General features: G+C 62.9%; 4 protein-coding genes. All 4 read right to left on the bottom strand.

Annotated elements, in window-relative coordinates:
- Positions 1 to 87 precede the first annotated feature (87 nt).
- The gene (locus tag VZ95_RS11675; RefSeq protein ID WP_052711705.1) at positions 88 to 489 is read right to left on the bottom strand and encodes a Bax inhibitor-1/YccA family protein; all 402 of its coding nucleotides are present in this window, start codon (positions 487 to 489) and stop codon (positions 88 to 90) included.
- Positions 490 to 578: 89 nt separating this feature from the next.
- Positions 579 to 992 (bottom strand): hypothetical protein, encoded by a 414-nt coding sequence (locus tag VZ95_RS11670; protein ID WP_156995256.1) that lies wholly within the window; start codon positions 990 to 992, stop codon positions 579 to 581.
- 100 nt (positions 993 to 1,092) lie between these two features.
- Complete coding sequence (locus VZ95_RS11665) at positions 1,093 to 2,022, bottom strand: pseudouridine-5'-phosphate glycosidase (RefSeq protein WP_045775991.1); 930 nt, start codon at positions 2,020 to 2,022, stop codon at positions 1,093 to 1,095.
- Position 2,023: 1 nt separating this feature from the next.
- Entirely contained in the window at positions 2,024 to 2,128 is a 105-nt protein-coding gene (locus VZ95_RS29305) for a hypothetical protein (protein WP_408606082.1), read from the bottom strand.
- Positions 2,129 to 2,142 lie beyond the last annotated feature (14 nt).

The following is a 2,142-nucleotide window of genomic DNA, read 5'->3' as shown; positions in this document are numbered from 1 at the left end:
CGATGAAGATACCGACCATGCCAATCAGCAGGAAGCTGCCGATGGAGGTAAGGTCCTTCTTCGTCGTGTAACCGTAAACCGCCGCCGTCAAGAACACCGACGCGAGATGAAGAAGACCTGCGCAATCGACTGGCCGGTAAAGACCAAGAAGATGCTGGCCATCGACACGCCCATTAGCGCCGAATACCCCCAGAACACGGCCTGCGCCGTGGCTGCCGACATGCGGTGGATCATCCCGTAGAACAGGAGAACCACGCCAATCGGGGCGAGCATCGCCACCCACTTCAGCGGCGTGCCGAAGATCATCTGAACCATTGCTGGGCTGCTCGCCACCATTGCGGCGACAAGCCCCGTTACCGCCAAACCACCGGCCATATACGCGAAAATGCGCAACATATAGCTGCGCAGGCCGGCGTCGTATGCCGCCTGATCGACGGTGCGCGTCGTGCGCTGCGACTGCCAACCCGGCGTCTGCCAACCTTGAGCCATAATTCCCTCCGTCTCAACCCCTGGCAAACCTGCCAGGGCATTCAGGTACTTTGGCAAGCCTTTGTGAAAATTCAATGGCTTTTTGCGAATTAACCGCCAGATTTTTGTTTTGCTGCCGCCAAACGCTTGCGCCGCGCTTCCATCGGGTCGCTGGGCGCATCGGCCTCCGCTTCCTCCCCGCCTTTGGCGGCGGGGGCATCGGCCTCATCGAGCAGATCGGCGACATCGCTGGCGTCCAGGTAGAAGCCGACCATCTGGGTCAGCACGCGCCCCGTGAGCCCGAGGATCAAATCGCGGCTCATCCGGTGCCCCTCGGAGGATTGCCGTGCCCGCAGCAGCACATGCACATAGACCGTGCGCGCCAGCGCCACCATATCTTCCGCCACGAACTCCTTACTCGCCATCTGCTGTATAAACAGCGCGAGTTGCGGATCGATCGCGATTTTATTGCCGCTCAGGGTCGAGACGGTCGGCGGCGCGTTCGAGGAGGGCGACTGGGCCATGCGGTTGACGATAACCCTTTTTTTTCCGCCGTCCGGGAGGGACGGAGGATCGAGATAAAAATGAAGCTTTGCCGAAACGCCAAGGCTCGGCCAAAGCATGTTACCCGAAAGCGCGCCGTCCCGCCAAGGCAACCGCAATGGCGGCCCCTAGATGCGCATTATTTTCGACTAAAGCGATATTGGCGGCGAGCGACCGGCCGCCTGTCAGTTCGGTGATGCGTTTTAACAGAAACGGCGTTTCCGCTTTGCCGCGCACGCCCTGGGCGCGGGCTTCGGCAATGGCTTGAGCGATATAGGTTTCGATCTCATCGGCGGGCAGCGCGGTTTCGGCAGGCGCGGGATTGGCGATAACCGCGCCGCCATCGAGCCCCAGCGCCCATTTTGCCGCCAGAATAGCCGCGATTTCCGCCGCGCTTTCGGCGCGATGATCGACCGGCAGATCGGAGGTGCGGGCGTAGAAGGGCGGGAACCGATCCGTCTGATAGCCGATAACCGGCACGCCCAGGGTTTCCAGCGTCTCCAGGGTTTTCGGCAAATCGAGGATCGATTTCGCTCCGGCGCAGACCACGCCGACATTGGTGCGGCTGAGTTCCGTGAGATCGGCGGAAATATCGAAACTCTGCTCCGCCCCCCGGTGAACCCCGCCGATGCCGCCCGTGACGAAAATCGAAATCCCGGCGAGGCTGGCGCCGATCATCGTTGTCGCGACCGTCGTCGCGCCCAGGCGTTTGGTGGCAATCGCCATCGGCAGGTCGCGGCGCGAGAGTTTCGCCACAGTGTCCGCCGTGCCGAGCCGCTCCAGCAGATCGGCGTCGAGGCCCACTTGAATCGCGCCATCGACCACGGCAATCGTCGCCGGAACCGCGCCGCCCGCGCGGATCAACCCTTCGACCCGGCGCGCGGTTTCCACATTCTGCGGATAGGGCATGCCGTGGGCGATAATCGTCGATTCGAGCGCGACCACCGGGCGGCCCTCGGCCAGAGCATCGGCGACTTCGGGCAACAGGCGAACGGCGGACGGCAGGGCCATTTTATACTCCAAGACGGGTCAAGGTGGCGGCGGCAAGGCGCAAACCGCGCTGAACGGCATCGGCCAACGGCTCGCCCTGTACGAGGCCGACCAAGGTGCCCGCCACCAGCGAATCGCCCG

Source organism: Elstera litoralis (assembly GCF_000963705.1).
Lineage (GTDB): Bacteria > Pseudomonadota > Alphaproteobacteria > Elsterales > Elsteraceae > Elstera > Elstera litoralis.
The sequence above is the reverse complement of the archived record's forward strand: the minus strand, read 5'-3'. Positions and strand labels throughout refer to the sequence as shown.

Bases quoted from the DNA above. Each gene is read 5' to 3' on its own strand.
- VZ95_RS11675 (WP_052711705.1), bottom strand. From the start codon at position 489: ATGGCTCAAGGTTGGCAGACGCCGGGTTGGCAGTCGCAGCGCACGACG.
- VZ95_RS11670 (WP_156995256.1), bottom strand. From the start codon at position 992: ATGGCCCAGTCGCCCTCCTCGAACGCGCCGCCGACCGTCTCGACCCTG.
- VZ95_RS11665 (WP_045775991.1), bottom strand. From the start codon at position 2,022: ATGGCCCTGCCGTCCGCCGTTCGCCTGTTGCCCGAAGTCGCCGATGCT.